Genomic DNA, 17,491 nt, shown 5'->3' on the forward strand with positions numbered 1-17,491 from the left:
ATCGAGCCCGCTGCCGTCATCGCATGGTCAGCTTGGAGACGATGCCATCAGGCCATCGCCAACCAAGCCCACAAGCGTAAGGCGCAACTGTAATGCTAGCCCTCCCCCGCTTCGCAGGGGAGGGAATCATCCTCCCTCCCCTGCGTTAGCGGGGGTGGGCCGGGGTGGGGGCAAGGCCCTCAACGACAAGCGCCCTACAGCGTCCCCGCATAGGCGCCGCCGTCCAGCAGGACGTTCTGCCCGGTCATGAAGCCGGCGTGGGCGGAGCAGAGGAAGGCGCAGGCCGCGCCGAACTCCGCCGGATCGCCGAAGCGGCCGGACGGGTTGCCAGCGCGGCGGAGGTCCATCTCCTCGTCCAGGCTGCGGTTGTTGGCCTTGGCCCCGCCTTCCATGGTGGCGCGCAGGCGGTCGGTCTCGAAGGGGCCGGGCAGCAGGTTGTTGATCGTCACGTTGTGGCGCACGGTCTGGCGCGACAGCCCGGCGACAAAGCCGGTCAGCCCCGCCCGCGCCCCGTTGGACAGGCCGAGGATGGGGATCGGCGCCTTGACCGCCGCCGAAGTGACGTTGACGATCCGCCCGAAGCGGCGGCCGATCATGCCGTCCACCGTCGCCTTGATGAGGAAGATCGGGGCCAGCATGTTGGCCTCGACGGCGCGGACCCAGTCGTCGCGCTCCCAATCGCGGAAGTCGCCCGGCGGCGGGCCGCCCGCGTTGTTGACGAGGATGTCCGGCTCCGGACAGGCGGCCAGCGCGGCGGCGCGCCCCTCCTCCGTCGCGATGTCGCCGACGGCGGTGGTCACGGTGGCGCCGGTCTCCTTGCGGATCTCCTCGGCGGCGGCCTCCAGCAGGTCGCGGCCGCGCGCCGTGATGGTGACCGCCACCCCTTCGCGCGCCAGCGCCAGGGCGCAGGCCTTACCCAGTCCCTTGCTGGCTGCGCACACGATGGCGCGGCGTCCGGCGATTCCCAGATCCATCCTCGTCTCCTCCCTTCCCGGCCTCCAGACCGGCCAGCACCTCGCGGGCCAGCGGCACGGTCAGGGGACGGTGCGCGGCCAGCGAGGCGCGGTCAAGCGCCGCGACCACCCGCCCAGCCGCCTCCAGCGACCGCTCCATCCGGGTCAGCAGGTAGGTGATGAGGTCCATGCCCGGCCGCAACTGGCGGTCGGCGAACAGCTTGACCAGCACGGCGGCGAGCAGGGCGTCGTCCGGCGCCTCCACCCCCACCGCGGGGGCCGCCTTGATGCGGGAGCGCAGGTCGGCCAGCTTCATCCGCCAGCGCGACGGCGGGCGCCGCGACAGCAGGAGCAGATGCCCGCCCGAGTCGCGGGCGAGGTTGTAGAGGTGGAACAGCGCCTCTTCCCGCGCCGGCGCACCGGCCACGCGGTCCGCGTCCTCCACCACCACGGCGTTGGCGCGGGCGAGCAGCGCGTGCGGGTCGATCCGGTCCAACGCCTCGCCCAGCGCGATGGGGGCGTGGCTGCGCGCCCGCCAGACATGGCCCAGATGCGTCTTGCCGCAACCGTCCGGCCCGTACAGCGTCAGGGCCGGCGCCGGCCAGGACGGCCAGCGGTCGAGCCACGCCACCGCCTCGGCGTTGCTGGGCGCCACGAGGAAGTCCTCGCACCCCATGGCGGCGCGGTGTCCAAGGTCGAGCGGTATCTGAGCCGCAAGGGTCATAAGGCGGAGGCCATCAGGAAGGGGTACCGCGGTAGTAGGGACTCTCAAGATAGCGCCCCAACGCGAAGCGTGTCAGCACCCCGATCACCGCCGCCACCGGAACGGCCAGCAGGACCCCCACGAAACCGAACAGCGACCCGCCGGCCAGCAGGGCGAAAATCACCCAGACCGCGTGCAGCCCGACCTTCTCGCCCACCAACTTCGGCGTCAGGACGTTGCCCTCCACCGCCTGCCCGAACAGGAAGATCGCAATGACGATGGCGACTCGCCACGGGTCGTCGAACTGCAGCAGGGCGAGCCCGGTGCTGGACACGAATCCGAACAGCGAGCCGACATAGGGGATGAAGGACAACAGCCCCGCCATCAGCCCGATGACCAGCCCGAAATCCAGCCCCGCCAGCGACAGCGCCACCGCGTAGAACACCCCGAGCACGAGGCAGACCAGCGCCTGCCCGCGGACGAAGCCGGCCAACGTCTCGTCGACCTCCCGCGCCTGCTCGCGGATGGTCGCGGCGTGATGCAGGGGCAGCCAGCCGTTCACCTTGGCGACCAGGATGTCCCAGTCGCGCATCAGGTAGAAGGCCACGATCGGCGTGATGAACATCACCGACAGGACGTCGAACAGCGCCAGCCCGCCGGACAGGATGTGCTTCAGCACCCGGCCGACCCAGCCGACGACATCGCCGGCGTAGGTGCCGGCGGCGCCGCGCAGCCGCTCCACATCCTCCGGCGACAGGCGGTGCACCAGCCGGTCCAGCATCGGCATCAGCCGGTCCCGCGCGGCGTTGGCGTAGTTGGGAAGCACCTCGATCAGGTGGGACACCTGCGACTGCACCAGCGGCAGCAGCAGCAGGACCATCACCACCAGGACCAGGACGAAGGACAGCAGCACCAGCGTCGTCGCGAGCCAGCGCGGCAGGCGCCAGCGCTCCACCCGATCGACCACCGGATCGAGCAGATAGGCGACCGCCAGCCCGACCACGAAGGGCAGCAGCATGCCGGACAGCAGCCACAGAACCAGGACGAACAGGCCAAGCCCGATCAGCCAGAAGCGGATCTGCTTGCCCGTCGTCACGGCACCCCTCCGTGCCGGCTGAACAGAAGGCCGCCGCGGTAGATATAGGCCAGCCCCGACAGCACCGTCGTCGCGGCGCAAACCCAGATCAGCAGGGGCACCAGCTCCCGCCCGAACAGGTGGAAGTCGGGCAGCCCCAGCCCCGCCGGGGCCAGCACCGCCGCCGCCAGGGCAAGCTGCACCGCCGTGTTGATCTTGCTGACGTAGAGCGGCTGCATCGCCAGCGACTCCTTCAGCGTGTAGAGCAGCATCACCCCGCCGACGATCATCAGGTCGCGGAACACCACCAGGATGACCAGCCACAGCGGCAGCACGCCGATGTGGCCTAGCGAGACGTAGACGCTGACCAGCAGCGCCTTGTCGGCGATCGGGTCGAGATAGGCGCCCAGCACCGTGCGGGCACGGAACATGCGGGCCACAGCGCCGTCCACGGCGTCGGACACCCCTGCCCCGACGAACAGCCAGAAGGCGACCCCCAGCTCCCCGGCCAGGATGAAATAGACGGCGACCGGCACCACCAGGATGCGGCCGAAGGTGATGATGTTCGGGATGCTCACCGCGGTGCCTTCTGCCGTTGTCCCTTACGCCGCCGTTTCCATGGGTGTCGGTCCCGGCCCGTCTGTAACGCCGCTGGACGGCCTGCCGTCACGCCCTTCCAACCATCAGGGGCGCGCCGTGCCGGTGGCCGGCAGCGTGCCCAGGATGCGCGGCGGCGCCCCCGGCGCCCCCGGCGCGGTCGGCGGCGCGCCGATCGGGGCCGGAGTCATGCTGGGATAGGCCGACGGCGCGGCGGTGGCCGGCGAGAAGGCGGACGGAGTCACCGGGACGGACGCCGGAGACGCCGCGGCGGGCTGTGCCGGGGACGACGCCCCGGCGCCCTTCGCCAGCACCTGGAGCTGCCATTCCGGCGTGGGCGCGGCCGGCGGAAGCGGCTGGCCCGGAACGGGGACCGGAACCGGCGCGGCGACCGCCCCGGTGCGGGCGAGGCCGAGGTCGCGGCGGGCCAGCGCCTGGCGCAGCCGCTCCACGTCGCCGCGGTGGGTCAGCGCGACCAGCGCCTCGTAGCGGCTGATCGACAGCACGTCGGTGCGGGTGACGGCGTTGACCGTGGCGAGCCGCTTGCGCGCCTCCACCCAGTCGTTGAGGCTGGCCAGCGGCACGCGCACCAGCGTCGCCTGCTCCGGCCCGCTCGCCACGGTGTTGTCGCGGCGGTAGGATTCGTCGATGGCGGCCGATACGAAGGTCGTCGCGCGGGTCAGGAAGTCGCCGGCCCGGTCGGCCATGTCGGCCTTCACGTTCACCGTCTGCTGGTCCCGCGCGCCGTCGGGGGTGTAGTGGGTCACCTCGACCGCCAGCGGACGGCCGAGATCCAGCCCGCCCGCCGGCAGGTCGGTCTTGGCGACGACCACGCCGCCGGCGTTGTAGCGCTGGGCGATGCGGGCCAATGCCTCGGGATCGCCGGACAGCGCCTCGTTCACGCCGATGGCGGAAATGTCGGCCAACTCCCCGTCCGGAACGACCAGCGGCACCAGCGAGGCGCCGGTTTGCCGGCCCTCCCAGGCCTCGCGCCAATCGGTGCGGTCCTCCCACAGCACGGGGCGACCGTCCACGACGGTGACCGGCAGGATCACGTAGGGCCGGGCCGGCGGCTCGACATACTGCTGGCCGCCGCCGGCCAGCGTCTCGCGCACGGAATTGGGACGGAAGCGCACGGTGATGCTGCCGACATAGCGGGTGGCCGACACCTTCTCGTCGTCGATCTCGAAGCCCTGGACCAGCCGGGCGAGCTCGATGTCCGACACCCGCGGCACGCTGGTGGCGGTGGGGACGAGGCGCTTGTACAGCTCCGCCCAGGCCTTCACCTGCGCATCGCGGATCGCCTGATCGCGGGCGGCGTTGGCGTTGGCGGCGCTGACGTCCACCTTCACGCCTGACACGGTGAAGGGGTCCGCCGCCGGAACCGCCGCGGGCGCCGTCCCAGAACTTGCCGGAGCCGCCACCGCGGGTGGCGCGGCACCGGGCACCTGCGCGTCCACGGGGCCGGCCGGAACGGCCAGGGCCACGGTGATGGCGGCGAAGCCCGCAAACAGCGGCGCATGGCGGCGGTGGAGCATTGCAAAGCCTTCCGATTCGAGTATGTTCGGCCCGTTCCCTATTGACCCGGCCCAAAATGACCCGGTTCAGGTGGCCCAGGTATATAGCTCAGCCCAAGCGAGGATACCATCAGCACCCAGTCTAATAACACGTCCGACGCCTACAAGCAGGCCGGCGTGGACATTGATGCGGGCAACGCGCTCGTTGACGCGATCAAGCCGCTCGCCCGTTCCACCGCGCGCCCGGGCTCCGACGCCGGGCTGGGCGGGTTCGGCGCCCTGTTCGACCTGCGCGCGGCCGGGTATCACGACCCGCTGCTGGTCGCCACCACGGACGGCGTCGGCACCAAGCTGAAGGTCGCCATCCTGGCGAACCGGCACGACACGGTGGGCATCGACCTCGTGGCGATGTGCGTGAACGACCTCGTCGTCCAGGGCGCGGAGCCGCTGCTGTTCCTCGACTATTACGCCACGGGCAAGCTGGACGTCGCCGCGGGCCGCGCCATCGTCGCCGGCATCGCGGAAGGCTGCCGTCAGGCCGGCTGCGCGCTGGTCGGCGGCGAGACGGCGGAGATGCCGGGCATGTACGCCGACGGCGACTACGATCTCGCCGGCTTCTCGGTCGGTGCCGTCGAGCGCAAGGACGCGCTGACCGGCGCCACCGTGCGGGACGGCGACGTCGTGCTCGGCCTCGCCTCCTCCGGCGTGCATTCAAACGGCTATTCGCTGGTCCGCAAGCTGGTGGAAAAATCCGGCCTCGGCTACGACTCGCCCTGCCCCTGGGACGCCTCGAAGACGCTGGGCGAGGCCCTGCTGACCCCGACCCGCATCTATGTGAAGAGCACGCTGGCCGCGGTGCGCGCCGGCACGGTGCGGGCGATGGCCCACATCACCGGCGGCGGCCTGATCGAGAACATCCCGCGCGTCCTTCCGGACGGGCTGGGCGTCACGCTCGACGCGTCCAAGTGGCCGCTGCCCCCGGTCTTCCACTGGCTGATGAAGACGGGCGGGCTGACCCCGCTGGACATGGCGCGCACCTTCAACACCGGCCTCGGCATGGTCGTCGTGGTCCCGGCGGACAAGGCGCAGCAGGCGGTCGAGATCCTGGCCCGGGGCGGCGAGACGGTCTTCACCGTCGGCACCGTGCATGCGGTCAAGGACGGCGACGCCCGCGTCACCGTCACCGGCATGGACACGGCATGGTCGGCCTGACGGCATCCGGACTAAAGGCAGCCGCTCTGAAGGTTGGGGTCCTGATTTCCGGGCGCGGCAGCAATCTGCAGGCGTTGATCGACGCCTGCGCCGCCCCGGACTTTCCGGCGGAGATCGCTCTGGTGCTCTCCAACAAGGCCGACGCCTATGGGTTGGAGCGCGCCACCGCCGCCGCAGTCCCGGTCGCCGTGGTCAACCATCGCGACTTCCCCGGCGACAAGCGCGCCTTCGAAGAGGCCATGGACGCGCGGCTGCGCGAGGCGGGCGTCGAGCTGGTCTGTCTGGCCGGTTTCATGCGGCTGCTGTCGCCCTGGTTCGTCGAGCGCTGGCACGATCGGATGATCAACATCCACCCGTCGCTCCTGCCCTCCTTCAAGGGGCTGGACACGCACCAGCGGGCGCTGGACGCCGGGGTGCGCTTCCACGGCTGCACCGTCCATTACGTGCGCCCGGAGATGGACGAGGGGCCGATCATCGCCCAGGCCGCGGTGCCGGTCCTGCCCGGCGACGACGCCGACCGGCTGTCCGCCCGCGTGCTGGAGGCCGAGCACCGGCTCTATCCCCAGGCCCTGCGCCTGATCGCCGAGGGCCGCGCGCGCGTCGAGGATGGCCGGGTGACCCTGTCCGGTCCTGATACGAATCTGCCGACGCTGATCAACCCGCCAGCCTAAGTCGCCCAAGCGAGACCCTTGCCGCAACCGTCCGCACTCCCCACATTCTCCGCCGGAACCATAACAGGGGAGGCAAAGGGCGATGGCGGTTACCGATCACGGCCACAATCCGGTCAGCGAGGATGTCGTCCGCCGCCACGAGGCGGGCTGGCACGCCTTCACGCGCTTCATGACGCTGGCGACCGCAGGCGTAATCGCCGTGCTGGTCTTCATGGCGATTTTCCTGGTCTGACGGCCCGTTCAAGCGGCCAACCGGAAAGCTATGGCGGGGCGCTTACGCCCCGTCCGGCAGACGGCCGATCAGAAGGTCGCGCATTTCGCCGACCAGAGAATCCACCTGCTGCTCCCACGTCTCGGTGCCGCCCTGGATGGCGTGCATGACGTGGGTTGCGAGATGGATCAGCGCGGCGCGCACGCAATCCTCGGCCGGGAAATCCAGCCCAATCGTGTCCTGAAGGAACTGGCCGAGCTGGTCGGCGGAATTCCAAGGGTGGACGACCACCGTGTTGAAGCCGCTGGTCCCCAGGAACACCGCGTTCAGGGCCGTCGCCTGCGCGTTGATCGCGTCGATGGCCGCGTCCTGTTCGATGTTGCCGCGCAGCACCTCCTGGAAGGCCGCCAGACACTGGTCGACGTAGCCGCGCACCAGCAGTTCCACCACGCCCGGATCGCTCAGGTCGTTCCTGCCCTTCACGAGGGGCGGCAGCGGTTCCAGCAGGGCCGCGACGATCGGCTTGACGTCCGGATTTTCCATGGCGGGGGTACTCCTAGCGGTAGAATCCCCGAATACTCGACTTCGCCACGCCTGTCCACGACGCCGTGACCCGGCGCGGGCGACAAGTTGCGGGCGGAATGCCCTGAATCGCCTCTGAATCGAAAAGGGCCGCCCCGGTCGGGACGGCCCTTCGCGCAAGACGGCGACGCGGAGAAACCGCGATCAGCCCACCAGCTCGATGCCGGCGAAGAAGAAGGCGATCTCCTGCGCGGCGGTCTCCGGAGCGTCGGAGCCGTGCACCGAGTTGGCCTCGATCGACTCGGCGAACTCCTTGCGGATGGTGCCCTCGGCGGCGTTGGCCGGGTTGGTGGCGCCCATGATCTCGCGGTTGCGGGCGATGGCGTTCTCGCCTTCCAGGACCTGGAGCACGACCGGGCCGGAGATCATGAAGGAGACGAGGTCGTTGAAGAACGGACGCTCGCGATGCACGCCGTAGAACTGCTCGGCCTGGGCCTGGGACAGCTGGACGCGCTTCTGCGCGACGATGCGCAGGCCGCCGTCCTCGAACTTGGCGTTGATCTTGCCGGTCAGGTTGCGGCGGGTGGCATCGGGCTTGATGATCGAGAGGGTGCGTTCGACGGCCATGGCGGTGGGCTCCTGCTGGAAATGCGTTATGGGCGCCGCTGGTTTGGCCGGGGCGCCGATTGCGCGGGGTTATATAGCCGCTTTTCGGCCACGGCAACCGGTTCGTGAGGCCGCTTCACGTCCTGCCGCGCGGCTGCCATGAAGGGTTGCCCCGCGGGTCCCGCTTCAAATCGTGGTTTCCCCGTGGTAAACCGGCGCCGATATGCTGCACATCAACGACCTGACGTTCCGCTACGGCGGACGTGTGCTGTTCGACCGCGCCACCGCGGTCGTGTCGAAGGGCCACCGCGTGGCGCTGGTCGGCCGCAACGGCACCGGAAAATCCACCCTCCTCAAGCTGATCGCCGGCCAGCTCCAGACGGACGCCGGAGCCATCGGCGTGCCCACCGGCACCAAGATCGGCATGGTGGCGCAGGAGGCCCCGAGCGGCGCCACCACGCTGATCGACGCCGTCCTGGCCGCCGACACGGAGCGCACCGCCCTGCTGGCCGAGGCCGAGACGGCAACCGACCCCATGCGCATCGGCGAGATCCACGCGCGGCTGGCGGACATCGAGGCGCATTCGGCGCCGTCGCGCGCCGCCCAGGTGCTCTCCGGCCTGGGCTTCGACGCCGACGCGCAGGCCCGGCCCTGCTCCGACTTCTCGGGCGGCTGGCGGATGCGCGTGGCGCTGGCCGGCGTGCTGTTCGCCCGGCCCGACCTGCTGCTGCTCGACGAGCCGACCAACCACCTCGATCTGGAGGCGACCATCTGGCTGGAGGGGTACCTCAAGAACTACCCCCACACGATCCTGCTGGTCAGCCACGACCGCGACCTCTTGAACTCGGTCCCCACGACGACCATCCATGTGGACCAGGGAAAGCTGGTGACCTACGCCGGCAACTACGACCAGTTCCTCAAGCAGCGCCGCGCCAACATGGAGCGGCTGCAGGCCATGGCGACCAAGCAGGAGGCCAAGCGCAAGCACATGATGGCCTTCGTCGAACGCTTCCGCTACAAGGCGACCAAGGCCCGCCAGGCGCAGAGCCGCCTGAAGGCCCTGGAGAAGCTGGAGACCATCACGCTGATGGAGGACGACGCCGAGGTCGTCTTCAACTTCCCCCAGCCAGACGAGATGCCCCCGCCGCTGATTTCGCTGGACGGGGTGACCATCGGCTACGGCGACCGCGCCATCCTGCGCCGCGTCAACCTGCGCATCGACATGGACGACCGCATCGCCCTGCTCGGCGCCAACGGCAACGGCAAATCCACGCTGGTGAAGCTGCTGGCCGGGCGGCTGGACGCCATGGCCGGCGAGGTGAAGCGCCCGACCAAGCTGCGCGTCGGTTATTTCGCCCAGCACCAGCAGGACGAGCTGGACCTGTCGCTGACCCCCATCCAGCAGACCCAGCGCATCATGCCGCTGGCGCCGGAGGAGAAGGTCCGCGCCCATCTCGGCCGTTTCGGCTTCCAGCAGAGCAAGGCGGAAACCCGCATCTCCGACCTGTCCGGCGGCGAGAAGGCCCGGCTGCTCCTGGCATTGATGAGCCGCGAGACGCCGCACATCCTGATGCTCGACGAGCCGACCAACCATTTGGACGTGGACAGCCGCGAGGCGCTGATCGAGGCGATCAACGGCTTCGAGGGCGCCGTCATCCTCATCAGCCACGACCCGCACCTGATCGAGTTGACCGCCGACCGGCTGCTTCTGGTCGCCGACGGCACGGTGCAGCCCTACGACGGCGACCTCGACGACTACCGCCGCTTCCTGCTCGACCGCGCGCGGGCCGAGCGGGCCGCCGCCAAGGGCGGCGAACCGGCGGACGCCGGGGCCAGCCGCAAGGACCAGCGCCGCGCCGCGGCGGAGGCCCGCGCCGCCCTGGCCCCGCTGAAGAAGAAGGCCACCGACGCGGAGTCGCAGGTCAGCAAGCTGACCGAGGAGAAGCGCAAGATCGAGGCGAAGCTGGCCGATCCCTCCCTCTACAGCGGTCCCAGCGACAAGCTGCAGAAGCTGCAGATCGATCTCGGGCTGGTGGACAAGAAGCTGTCCGCCGCCGAGGAGGCGTGGCTGGAGCATCTCGAAGCCTATGAGTCGGCGGCGGCGGAGGCCGGCGTATGAGCGTGCCGCGCAACGTGGCCTTCACCGGAGCGGGCTCGCTCCCCGCCACGGTCGCCCGCCGCGGGCGGCAGGACCACGGGGAGGAGCGGACTTCCGACGTCCTGGCCGCCTTCCGCGCCAACCTGCCGGATGGACGGGTGTCGCTGGGCGACCTGATCCAGGCGCTGGGCGACCGCTCGCTGGGCACCATCCTGCTGGCCCTGTCGTTGCCGACCATCGCGCCGGTGCCGCTGGGCGTGTCCTGCCTGTTCGACCTCCCGATCCTGCTCTTCTCCGCCCAGATGGCCTTCGGCAAGCGCGGCGCCGCCCTGCCCGGCTGGATTCTGCGCCGCTCGGTCAGCCGCTCCCTCGCCGCCCGCATGATCGACAAGGCGATGCCGCGGCTGACCGCCATCGAGAGGATGCTGAAGCCGCGCCACAGCCGCTTCGCCAGCATCGACGGGGAACGCTGGTTCGGCGTGCTGGTGCTGCTTCTGTCGCTGACCTGCGTGGTGCCGCTGCCGCTGACCGGCTGGCTGCCCGGCTTCGCCCTGGTCCTGCTGTCCCTGGGCCTGATCGAGCGCGACGGGGCCGCCGTCGCGGTCAGCCTCGCCCTCACCGTGGCCGCCCTGGTCTTCTTCGCGCTGGTCGCCAGCAGCCTGTCCTACGCCGGCCAGACCCTGCTGTCCCTCACGTCATATCCCGCGTTTATGGCATAGCTCCCGCCGCTTCGGCCGGTTGCGGGGGAACCCGGGATGCGACATAAGTGCGCTCTGGGATTGTTAGGTTCGGGACCCCCCGAGGCTCCAGCTTGTTTAGCCCCGGGGTAAAACGCTCAACAGCCAACGGCGAAAGGCCGATCATGACACCAACGGAAATCACCGTCGCGGAGAAGCAGAAAAGCGGCAAGACGCCGCCGGCCGCGTGGCTTTTCTTCCAGCGTTGGTTGGCAAATCCCCTTTCCATGGGCTCCGTTACACCGTCCTCGGGCGCGCTTTGCCGGCTGATCGGCGAACAGGTCCTGTGCGGCCCGGATCAGGTCGTCGTGGAGTTCGGCGGCGGCACCGGCGCCATCACCAAGGCCCTGCTTCAGCGCGGCATTCCGGGCAACCGCATCTTCACCTTCGAGATCGACGACCACCTGTCGCGCTTCCTGCGCGGCCATTACCCGGACGTCAACGTCGTCCATGACGACTGCCGCAAGGCCGCCGACATCCTCGGCCCGGAGCTGGTCGGCAAGGTCGGCACGGTGGTGATCGGCATCCCCATGCTGAACCTGCCGATGCGCGCCCAGAAGGAGGTCGTCGAGGCCTGCTTCCGCATCCTGCCCGAAGGCGGGCGATTCGTTCTCTACACCTACGGCCTCGTGTCGCCGCTGAACCAGCGCGCGCTGGGCGTCAAGGGCAAGCGGCTGGGCTTCACCCCGCTGAACGTCCCGCCGGCCTCCGTCTGGGGTTATTGGAAAGCCAAGCCCTAATCCCCTTTCCTCATTCCTTGCGCGGTGCCTGCCGCAGCAGGGCATCCGTCAGTCCCACCGGCAGAGCCGCCAGCAGCCACACCGCGGCGGCCATCGGCCAGGGGAAGGCGATGCGCGCCTTGTTGCGGGCCAGCCCGCTCTTGATGACCCGGGCGGCGCGGTCCGTCTCCATCAGGAAGGGCATAGGGAAGCGGTTCACCGCGGTCATCCGGCTTTTCACGAAGCCCGGACAGATCACCGTCACCCCGATCCCCTGCCCCGCCAGATCGCCGCGCAGCGACTCGCCGTAGACCCGCACCGCCGCCTTGCTGGCGCAATAGGCGGGCGCGCCGGGCATGCCGCGGAAGCCGGCCAGCGAGGCCATCAGGGCGATCTGCCCGCGCCGCCGCGCCCGCATGCCGGGCAGCAGCGGGTGGACGCTGTTCAGCACGCCGTTGACATTCACCTGGAAGATCCGCCGCGCCTGCTCGGCGCTCTCCACGCCGCCCCCCGTGCCGGCGGAGATCCCGGCGTTGGCGATGACCAGGTCGACCGGCGCACGGGCGTCCAGCGCGCTCAGCCACCCCGCCATGGCCTCGCGGTCGGCCGCGTCGACCAGCGCCGTTTCCACCGCCGCCCCGGCGGCGCGGCAGCGCTCCGCCACCGCCTCCAGCCTTGCGGAGTCGCGCCCGCTCAGGGCCAGCGCGACCCCGGGGGCGGCGTAGGCGCGGGCCAGCTCCTCCCCGATGCCGCTGGACGCCCCGGTGATGACGATCGAGCGCGGATCGCGCATGCCCCTTTCCCCCTTGTCCCTGACGCTTGTTGCCTTGGCCGCCCGACGCTATAACGTGAGCCTCCCGATCCCACAAATACTCGTCGAGGCCGCTTTGCCCGCCCAACGCTCCGCCGTATCCAGCATGACCGGTTTCGCACGCGTGGACGGGCATGCCGACGGCTACAGTTGGACCTTCGAGGTGAAGAGCGTCAACGGGCGCAACCTCGACATCCGCTGCCGCCAGCCCGCCGGCTTCGACACGCTGGAGGCCGCCGCCCGCGCCGAAATCCCCAAGCGGCTGGCCCGCGGCAGCGTCAACCTGAACCTGACCGTCACCCGCAGCCAATCGGTGTCGCAGCTCCGCATCAACCGCGAGCTTCTGGCCCAGGTGCTGGAGCTGGCGCGCGAGATCGAGGGCGCCGGGGCCGCCCCGCCGCGGCTCGATTCGCTGCTGTCCGTCCGCGGCATCATCGAGCCGGTGGAGGAGGACGAGGGCGACGCGCGGGAGCGGGTGGAGGCCGCGCTGAAGGCCGACCTCGGCCGGCTGATCGGCGAGCTGGTCACCGCCCGCCTGTCGGAGGGGGCCCGTCTGGTCACCGTCCTGAACGGTCATCTCGACGAGATCGAGCGGCTGATCACCGCCGCCGCCGCCTGCGCCAGCACCCAGCCCGAGGCCCTGCGCGAACGGCTGCGCAGCCAGGTCGCCGCCCTGCTCGACGCCGCCCCGGCCCTGCCGGAGGAGCGGCTCGCCCAGGAGGCCGCCATCCTGATCGCCAAGGCCGACGTGCGCGAGGAGATGGACCGCCTGCGCGCCCACATCCAGGCCGCCCGCGACATGCTGGCGGAGGGGGGCGCCATCGGCCGCCGCTTCGACTTCCTGTGCCAGGAATTCAACCGCGAAGCCAACACCCTGTGCTCCAAGTCCGCCGACGTGGAGCTGACCCGCATCGGCCTGTCGCTGAAAGCCTCCATCGAGCAGCTTCGCGAGCAGGTCCAGAACATCGAGTGACACCCGCCCCATGCCCGAGATCATATGCCTGAGACCATGAACACGAAGATCGCCCGGCGCGGCCTGATGCTCGTGCTGTCCTCCCCCTCCGGGGCGGGCAAGACCACCATCTCGCGCCGCCTGCTGGACCGCGATCCCGGCATAACCCTGTCGGTGTCCGTCACCACCCGGCCGATGCGCCCCGGCGAGCAGCCGGGCGTCCATTACTACTTCGTCGACATGCCGGAGTTCGACCGCATGGCCGGCCAGGGCGAGCTTCTGGAGCACGCCCGCGTGTTCGGCAACTGCTACGGCACGCCGCGCCACGCCGTGGAGACGGCGCTGAGCGCCGGGCGGGACGTGCTGTTCGACATCGACTGGCAGGGCATGCAGCAGTTGGCGGCCAACGCCCGCGCCGATCTGGTCAGCGTCTTCGTCCTGCCGCCCTCGGGCACCGAGCTGGAGCGCCGCCTCCACGCCCGCGGCCAGGATTCGGCGGAGGTGATCGCCCAGCGCATGGCCAAGGCGTCGGACGAGATCAGCCACTGGGGCGAATACGATTACGTGATCGTCAACAACGACGTGGACGAGAGCGTGCAGGCGGTCCAGGCCATCCTGCGCGCCGAGCGGCTGCGCCGGACGCGGCAGGTCGGGATGCCGGCGTTTGTGGAGAGCGTGCAGGCGGCGCTGTAAGCGTCGGGGCATTGCCCCCACCCTTCCCACGGCTTCGCCGCGGGCCCCTTCCCTCCCCCGCTTCGCAAGGGAGGGAGATTTGTCCCCTCCCCTGCGGAGCGGGGGAGGGTTAGGGAGGGGGCAAGGACCTACCTCCCCCGATACGCCCGCGCCATCGCCGCGAACCCCGCCACATCCACCTCCTCCGCCCGCGCGGTCGGCTCGATGCCGGCGGCGGCCAGCAGCGCCTCCGCGTTCCCCAGGCTCTTCAGGCTCTGGCGCAGCATCTTGCGGCGCTGGCCGAAGGCGGCGGCGGTCACCTGCTCCAGCGCCTTCCATTCCGCCGGCTCCGGGTTGGCGCGTGGGGTCAGGTGGACGATGGTGGACTCCACCTTGGGCGGCGGGGTGAAGGCCTTGGGCGGCAGGTTGAACAGCACCCGCGCGTCCGACCGCCATTGCGTGATCACCGACAGGCGGCCATAGGCCTTGCTGCCCGGCTTGGCGACCAGACGGTCCGCGACCTCCTTCTGGAACATCAGCGTCAGGCTGACGAACTCCTCGATCCGCCCCAGCCAGCCGATCAGCAGCGGCGTCGCCACGTTGTAGGGCAGGTTCGCCACGATGGCCCGCGGGGCCGGGGCGATCGCGATGGGATCGACGTCCAGCGCGTCGCCCTCGACGATGGACAGCCGCCCGTCCGCCGCCTGGATCACGTCCTGCAACGCCTCGATGAAGCGGTGGTCGCGCTCGATGGCGATCACCCGGGTCGCCTTGGTCGCCAGAAGCGCGCGGGTCAGCCCGCCCGGACCGGGGCCGATCTCCACGACCGTCACGCCGGTCATGTCGCCCGCCGAGCGCGCGATGCGTCCCGTCAGGTTGAGGTCGAGCAGGAAGTTCTGCCCCAGCGCCTTGCGGGCATCCAGCCCGAAGCGGGCGATCACCTCGCGCAGCGGCGGCAGGGCCTGCGGGTCGAAAGCGGTGGGCATGGGAGTGGAATCGGGCGTGGCGTCGGTCATGGCCGCACTTATAGGACGGCGCAGGCCCGCCGTCATCTGCCGCGCGTCGATCCTCACCCTTCGCTTTTGAGCGCGATGTTCTCCGGCGTGGCGTCGAGGCGGCCCGTGCAGGTGATGCGGCGCCCGTCGTCGAAGGCCTGGGACGGCTTCGGCCCGATGGTCACCTGCAGGACCACCTTGTCGGCCAGTTGGTCGCCCAGATCCTGGGGCCGGTCGCCGCCCTGGGAATCGTGGCTGAACACGCTCTCCAGGTACCAGGCCGCCCCGCCCGCCCCCTGCGGCCCGCCACGGACCAGAGCGCCGGCCAGCCGGGTGTAGACATCCTTGCACACCTCCTCCGTCCGGTTACGTGACAGGTCGACGAAGTTGGCGTAGGCGACGATCCGCCGGTCCTGGAAGCGGTAGAAGACGCCGCTGCGCGATACCTCCGTCCGCAGATCGCGGGACAGCCCGTCCACCGTGTCGTGCAGGTCGCCGCGCAGCCGGGTCATGCCCCAGTCGAGCAGGGTCACCGGTTCCCGCGCCAGCCAGTCCAGCGCGTCGCGGGCCTGAACCGGACCAGAGACGAAGGTCAGAAACATGAAGGACGGCAACAGGACGAGCGCGGCGAAACCCCTCATGGCGTCGGGCCTCCGGACCATCGTTGCGGCGCAACCGTACCATTCATGCTATGGCAGGACCGCCGCCATATCCAGCCCGCTTGCGGGCCGCATGCCGGGGTACCCCGTCAGTCCTCCAGCAGGAAGTTGCGCACCGCGGCGATCTGGTCCCCGGTCATCAGCGCCGGGGCGTGGCCGGTGTGGGCGAACTCCACCAGACGGGCCTTGGGGCCGCGGCGTGTCATTTCCTCCGCCGTCTCCGCCGGCAGGATATCCGAGGTGGCGCCGCGCAGCACCAGCACAGGGCAGCGGATGCGGTCCCAGACCGCCCACAGGTCCACATCCTCCATCGGCTGCGCCTTGAATGCCTGGGCGATGGCCGGGTCGTAGGCGAGGCCGTAGCAGCCGTCCGGACGCAGACGGGCGCTGTGCTCGGCCATGTGGCGCCACGCCTCGTCGGAAAGCCGCCCGAATCCCATCAGGACGAAGCGCAGGTAGGATTCGACCGCCGCCAGATCCTCGAACACCGGGTCCTTGCCGACGTAATCGGCGATGCGCTGCAAGCCCGCCTTCGGGATGAAGGGGCCGACGTCGTTGATCACCAGACGGCGGATCGGGCTGTCGGGCTGGGCGGCCAGCAGCATGCCGATCAGCCCGCCCATGGAGGTGCCGACCCAATCCACCGACTCCACCCCCAGCCGGGCGATCAGCGCCGCCATGTCGGCGCAGTATTGCGGGTAGCCGTAGAGCGTCGGGTTGGCCAGCCGGCCGCTCTTGCCGCGCCCCACCACATCCGGGCAGGCGACGCGGAGGCGGTCGGCCAGATCGAGCGCCAGCGCGTCGAAATCGCGGCCGTTGCGGGTCAAGCCATGCACGCAGACGACGGTGCGGGCCGCATCCTCGCGCCCCCACTGGGTGTAGGCGACGCGGTGGAACCCCGCCGCGCTGAGGCCGAGAAAGCTGCGTTCGGACATCGGCACGGGTGGCCCCTCCCCTGTTGGTTCGTTCTCAGCCCTTGCCGGGCTTCGCCAGTTCCGCCGCCTGCCGGACGACCATGGGCGACGGTTCCGCCGCCGCCGCGTCGAAGGGATGACGCGGCGCGTCGTACAGGCGGCGGATGGAGCGCACGTAGTTCCGCGTCTCCTCGTAAGGCGGAACGCCCCGGTAGCGGTCCACGGCCCGCTCCCCCGCGTTGTAGCCGGCAAGGGCCAGCGTAACGTCCCCCTGGAAATAGGCCAAGAGCCAGCGCAGGTAGCGCACGCCGCCGCGGATGTTCTGAGCGGGGTCGAAGACGTCGGACACGCCGAACCGCTCCGCCGTGTCGGGGATGAGTTGCATGAGCCCGGCCGCCTCCTTCGGTGACACCGCGTCGGAGCGGAAGGCGCTCTCCACCCGGATCACCGCCATCACCAGCGCCGGGTCCAGCCCGTACTGCGGTGCGGTCTTGTGGACCAGCGCGATGATTTCCGGCGGCGGGGGCGACGCCTCGCGCAGGGGAGCGGCGCCGGGGCGGCACCAGGGGCGGACATGGCCCATGCGGCCCGGCACATAGGCGACCAGCCGCCGCGCCTCCTTGTGGCCGCGCGAGGCCGCGGCGCGCAGCCACGCCGTGCCGACCCGTTGATCCCGCTTCACCCCGACGCCGAACAGGAAACGCCGCGCCATGCGGTAGGACGCCTCCGGATCGCCCTTCTCCGCCGCCTCGCAGTCGGCCATGCGCGACTCGCGCGAGGAGACGGAGCCGGACTTGCCCGCCGCGAGGGCGGCGGGGGCCGCCAAGGCGACGAAAAGGGCGAAGGTCAGGGGAAGGAAACGCACGG

The 17,491-nt window shown here is 70.4% G+C and carries 20 protein-coding genes; 8 read left to right on the forward strand and 12 right to left on the reverse strand.

The features are described from left to right. Nucleotides 1-194: 194 nt before the first annotated feature. From FHW79_RS18035 to FHW79_RS18055, 5 genes are all read right to left on the reverse strand, one after another. Complete coding sequence (locus FHW79_RS18035; RefSeq protein ID WP_114858152.1) at nt 195-974, reverse strand: SDR family oxidoreductase; 780 nt, start codon at nt 972-974, stop codon at nt 195-197. Then, nucleotides 913-1,677, reverse strand: coding sequence for a DnaA/Hda family protein (locus FHW79_RS18040; RefSeq protein ID WP_247884485.1), 765 nt, complete (start codon nt 1,675-1,677; stop codon nt 913-915). Before FHW79_RS18040 ends, FHW79_RS18035 begins: the two co-directional genes overlap by 62 nt. A 13-nt stretch (nt 1,678-1,690) precedes the next feature. Further along, on the reverse strand, nt 1,691-2,752 hold the full coding sequence (locus FHW79_RS18045; protein ID WP_183180249.1) for an AI-2E family transporter: 1,062 nt from the start codon (nt 2,750-2,752) through the stop codon (nt 1,691-1,693). Beyond that, complete coding sequence (locus FHW79_RS18050) at nt 2,749-3,309, reverse strand: CDP-alcohol phosphatidyltransferase family protein (protein WP_183180250.1); 561 nt, start codon at nt 3,307-3,309, stop codon at nt 2,749-2,751. The genes FHW79_RS18045 and FHW79_RS18050 overlap by 4 nt, the downstream gene beginning before the upstream one ends. 105 nt (nt 3,310-3,414) lie before the next feature. Continuing rightward, complete coding sequence (locus tag FHW79_RS18055; protein ID WP_183180251.1) at nt 3,415-4,866, reverse strand: DUF2066 domain-containing protein; 1,452 nt, start codon at nt 4,864-4,866, stop codon at nt 3,415-3,417. A 108-nt stretch (nt 4,867-4,974) separates the two neighbouring features. Here FHW79_RS18055 and purM point away from each other — a divergent pair, with 108 nt between their 5' ends. The 3 genes from purM (at nt 4,975) to FHW79_RS18070 (ending at nt 6,960) form a co-directional block, all read left to right on the forward strand. After that, complete coding sequence (gene purM / locus FHW79_RS18060; RefSeq protein WP_183180426.1) at nt 4,975-6,057, forward strand: phosphoribosylformylglycinamidine cyclo-ligase; 1,083 nt, start codon at nt 4,975-4,977, stop codon at nt 6,055-6,057. Next, the gene (purN, locus tag FHW79_RS18065) at nt 6,045-6,728 is read left to right on the forward strand and encodes a phosphoribosylglycinamide formyltransferase (protein WP_183180252.1); all 684 of its coding nucleotides are present in this window, start codon (nt 6,045-6,047) and stop codon (nt 6,726-6,728) included. Before purM ends, purN begins: the two co-directional genes overlap by 13 nt. 82 nt (nt 6,729-6,810) lie before the next feature. Further along, nucleotides 6,811-6,960, forward strand: a complete 150-nt coding sequence (locus FHW79_RS18070) for an aa3-type cytochrome c oxidase subunit IV (RefSeq protein WP_109072472.1) — start codon at nt 6,811-6,813, stop codon at nt 6,958-6,960. Between the two features lie 42 nt (nt 6,961-7,002). Here FHW79_RS18070 and FHW79_RS18075 read toward each other — a convergent pair whose 3' ends face one another. Together FHW79_RS18075 and ndk are read right to left on the reverse strand one after the other, a co-directional pair. Next, a complete protein-coding gene (locus FHW79_RS18075; RefSeq protein ID WP_183180253.1) occupies nt 7,003-7,482 on the reverse strand; it encodes a hypothetical protein in 480 nt (159 codons plus the stop codon). A gap of 183 nt (nt 7,483-7,665) precedes the next feature. Then, on the reverse strand, nt 7,666-8,088 hold the full coding sequence (gene ndk, locus FHW79_RS18080; RefSeq protein ID WP_145623832.1) for a nucleoside-diphosphate kinase: 423 nt from the start codon (nt 8,086-8,088) through the stop codon (nt 7,666-7,668). 202 nt (nt 8,089-8,290) lie between these two features. Between ndk and abc-f the strand changes: the two genes are divergently transcribed. From abc-f to FHW79_RS18095, 3 genes are all read left to right on the forward strand, one after another. After that, nucleotides 8,291-10,186: a ribosomal protection-like ABC-F family protein gene (gene abc-f / locus FHW79_RS18085; RefSeq protein ID WP_183180254.1), complete on the forward strand. Its 1,896-nt coding sequence runs from the start codon at nt 8,291-8,293 to the stop codon at nt 10,184-10,186. Further along, nucleotides 10,183-10,884 (forward strand): exopolysaccharide biosynthesis protein, encoded by a 702-nt coding sequence (locus FHW79_RS18090; protein WP_183180255.1) that lies wholly within the window; start codon nt 10,183-10,185, stop codon nt 10,882-10,884. Before abc-f ends, FHW79_RS18090 begins: the two co-directional genes overlap by 4 nt. Before the next feature lie 143 nt (nt 10,885-11,027). Continuing rightward, nucleotides 11,028-11,642 carry a phospholipid N-methyltransferase gene (locus tag FHW79_RS18095; RefSeq protein ID WP_014197477.1) on the forward strand — a complete coding sequence of 205 codons (615 nt, stop codon included), beginning with the start codon at nt 11,028-11,030 and terminating at the stop codon, nt 11,640-11,642. Between the two features lie 10 nt (nt 11,643-11,652). Here the strand turns inward: FHW79_RS18095 and FHW79_RS18100 are convergent, their stop codons facing one another. Then, the gene (locus FHW79_RS18100) at nt 11,653-12,414 is read right to left on the reverse strand and encodes an SDR family NAD(P)-dependent oxidoreductase (RefSeq protein WP_183180256.1); all 762 of its coding nucleotides are present in this window, start codon (nt 12,412-12,414) and stop codon (nt 11,653-11,655) included. 124 nt (nt 12,415-12,538) lie between these two features. Between FHW79_RS18100 and FHW79_RS18105 the strand changes: the two genes are divergently transcribed. Both FHW79_RS18105 and gmk read left to right on the forward strand, forming a co-directional pair. Continuing rightward, complete coding sequence (locus tag FHW79_RS18105; protein WP_183180257.1) at nt 12,539-13,405, forward strand: YicC/YloC family endoribonuclease; 867 nt, start codon at nt 12,539-12,541, stop codon at nt 13,403-13,405. A 24-nt stretch (nt 13,406-13,429) separates the two neighbouring features. Continuing rightward, a complete protein-coding gene (gene gmk, locus FHW79_RS18110; RefSeq protein ID WP_137104855.1) occupies nt 13,430-14,077 on the forward strand; it encodes a guanylate kinase in 648 nt (215 codons plus the stop codon). Nucleotides 14,078-14,205: 128 nt separating this feature from the next. Here gmk and rsmA read toward each other — a convergent pair whose 3' ends face one another. The 4 genes from rsmA to FHW79_RS18130 form a co-directional block, all read right to left on the reverse strand. Further along, complete coding sequence (gene rsmA / locus FHW79_RS18115; RefSeq protein WP_247884486.1) at nt 14,206-15,072, reverse strand: 16S rRNA (adenine(1518)-N(6)/adenine(1519)-N(6))-dimethyltransferase RsmA; 867 nt, start codon at nt 15,070-15,072, stop codon at nt 14,206-14,208. Nucleotides 15,073-15,125: 53 nt separating this feature from the next. Then, on the reverse strand, nt 15,126-15,692 hold the full coding sequence (locus FHW79_RS18120; protein WP_183180258.1) for a hypothetical protein: 567 nt from the start codon (nt 15,690-15,692) through the stop codon (nt 15,126-15,128). Between the two features lie 107 nt (nt 15,693-15,799). Then, on the reverse strand, nt 15,800-16,651 hold the full coding sequence (locus FHW79_RS18125) for an alpha/beta hydrolase (protein WP_183180259.1): 852 nt from the start codon (nt 16,649-16,651) through the stop codon (nt 15,800-15,802). Between the two features lie 28 nt (nt 16,652-16,679). Then, nucleotides 16,680-17,489 (reverse strand): transglycosylase SLT domain-containing protein, encoded by an 810-nt coding sequence (locus FHW79_RS18130; protein WP_183180260.1) that lies wholly within the window; start codon nt 17,487-17,489, stop codon nt 16,680-16,682. Between the last annotated feature and the right edge of the window lie 2 nt (nt 17,490-17,491).

The organism is Azospirillum sp. OGB3 (genome assembly GCF_014192915.1).
Lineage (GTDB): Bacteria > Pseudomonadota > Alphaproteobacteria > Azospirillales > Azospirillaceae > Azospirillum.

Coding starts and splice junctions, on each gene's coding strand:
- FHW79_RS18105 (WP_183180257.1), top strand. CDS start 12,539: ATGACCGGTTTCGCACGCGTGGACGGGCATGCCGACGGCTACAGTTGG.
- abc-f (WP_183180254.1), top strand. CDS start 8,291: ATGCTGCACATCAACGACCTGACGTTCCGCTACGGCGGACGTGTGCTG.
- FHW79_RS18120 (WP_183180258.1), bottom strand. CDS start 15,692: ATGAGGGGTTTCGCCGCGCTCGTCCTGTTGCCGTCCTTCATGTTTCTG.
- FHW79_RS18055 (WP_183180251.1), bottom strand. CDS start 4,866: ATGCTCCACCGCCGCCATGCGCCGCTGTTTGCGGGCTTCGCCGCCATC.
- purN (WP_183180252.1), top strand. CDS start 6,045: ATGGTCGGCCTGACGGCATCCGGACTAAAGGCAGCCGCTCTGAAGGTT.
- FHW79_RS18075 (WP_183180253.1), bottom strand. CDS start 7,482: ATGGAAAATCCGGACGTCAAGCCGATCGTCGCGGCCCTGCTGGAACCG.
- FHW79_RS18040 (WP_247884485.1), bottom strand. CDS start 1,677: ATGACCCTTGCGGCTCAGATACCGCTCGACCTTGGACACCGCGCCGCC.
- ndk (WP_145623832.1), bottom strand. CDS start 8,088: ATGGCCGTCGAACGCACCCTCTCGATCATCAAGCCCGATGCCACCCGC.
- FHW79_RS18100 (WP_183180256.1), bottom strand. CDS start 12,414: ATGCGCGATCCGCGCTCGATCGTCATCACCGGGGCGTCCAGCGGCATC.
- FHW79_RS18070 (WP_109072472.1), top strand. CDS start 6,811: ATGGCGGTTACCGATCACGGCCACAATCCGGTCAGCGAGGATGTCGTC.
- FHW79_RS18090 (WP_183180255.1), top strand. CDS start 10,183: ATGAGCGTGCCGCGCAACGTGGCCTTCACCGGAGCGGGCTCGCTCCCC.
- rsmA (WP_247884486.1), bottom strand. CDS start 15,072: ATGACCGACGCCACGCCCGATTCCACTCCCATGCCCACCGCTTTCGAC.
- gmk (WP_137104855.1), top strand. CDS start 13,430: ATGCCTGAGACCATGAACACGAAGATCGCCCGGCGCGGCCTGATGCTC.
- FHW79_RS18035 (WP_114858152.1), bottom strand. CDS start 974: ATGGATCTGGGAATCGCCGGACGCCGCGCCATCGTGTGCGCAGCCAGC.
- FHW79_RS18095 (WP_014197477.1), top strand. CDS start 11,028: ATGACACCAACGGAAATCACCGTCGCGGAGAAGCAGAAAAGCGGCAAG.